This is a genomic window from Sphingomonas sp. (genome assembly GCF_040398505.1).
Classification (GTDB): Bacteria; Pseudomonadota; Alphaproteobacteria; order Sphingomonadales; family Sphingomonadaceae; genus Sphingomonas.
This window is the reverse complement of sequence record NZ_JBBATX010000100.1, coordinates 1-1,266: the sequence shown is the minus strand read 5'-3', so window position 1 is coordinate 1,266 and position 1,266 is coordinate 1. Positions and strand designations below refer to the sequence as shown.

Genomic DNA, 1,266 nt, shown 5'->3' with positions numbered 1-1,266 from the left:
TCGACCAGCTTGAGGTTCTCGGCCCCATGATCCTTGAGCAACCCCGCCAGCCGTTCGCGCGCGCCGGTCGAATAGCTGGCCAGCACGGCTTTGCGTCCGTCGCGCTGGATCGTCTTGAGGTGCTGGACCACCGCCTCATAGACGTTCGTGCCATTCGCGCGCTCGGCGCCGAAATCGCGCGGGCCATCGACGCCGAAATCGAGCACCGTCGCGCTCTCAGGCTCGTGGAAGGCGGTGATGCGGTGCGCGGGCGCGGCGTCGAGCCGGTCGGCCAGATCGGTCGCGGTCAGATACAGCGCGTCGGCGGGGAGTGGCCGGTAACTGCCGGGATCGCTCGACTGCGCCTTGACGCGGTTGCCGTGATAATCAGTGATCGCCTCGAACCGCGCCTCGGCCGCCGCGACCGCGCCTGAATCGCGCAGGATTACTGCGTTATCGCCGAGATGGTCGAACAGCGTCGACAGCTTCTCCTCGAACAGCGGAAGCCAATGCTCCATCCCCGCGAGCCGCCGCCCGTCGCTGATCGCCTGATACAGCGGGTCGCCGGTCGCGGTCGCGCCGAACCGCTCGCGGTAGCGCGCGCGGAAGCGTTTGATGCTGTCCTCGTCGATCAGCGTTTCGGACGCTGGCAGCAGCACGAACCCGTCGATCCGCCCGGTGGTGCGCTGGTCGGCCGGGTCGAAGGTGCGGACGCTTTCAATCTCGTCGCCGAAGAAGTCGAGCCGCAGTGCCTGTTCCTCGCCGCTCGGGAACAGATCGACCAGACCGCCGCGCACCGCAAATTCGCCGGCATCGGCGACGGTCTCGACTCGGACATAGCCGTTCGCCTGCAATTGTGCGGCAAGCCGGTCGCGCCCGATCCGTTCCTTCGGCGCGAGGCGCGCGACGAGCTGACGGATGCGGAACTGGGTGAGCGTGCGCTGCGCGACGGCATTGACCGTGGTGAGCAGGAGCTGCGGGCCTTTCGGCACCTGCTGCAAGCGGTGCAGCGTGGCCATGCGTTCGGCCATCACGCGAAGCGTTGGGGAGGCGCGATCGTAAGGCAGACAGTCCCAGGCCGGAAACGTCAGCACTTCCAGTTCGGGCGCAAAGGTCGGCGCGGTCGATGCGATCGCGCGCATCGCGGCTTCGTCCGGCGCGACGAACACGGCGCGGGTTTTGGCGGCACGCGCCAGATCGGCGAGCAGCCACGGTTCGAACCCGGCGGGGACACCGGCGAGCGTCAGGGGGGTCTTGGCGGTGAGGATCTTGTTGAGGTCGGGCATT

General features: G+C 67.9%; 1 pseudogene. It reads right to left on the bottom strand.

From position 1 onward, the window contains the following. Positions 1-1,265: pseudogene (locus ABWP09_RS11640) on the bottom strand (transcription-repair coupling factor); the annotation flags it as partial. Position 1,266: the final 1 nt, after the last annotated feature.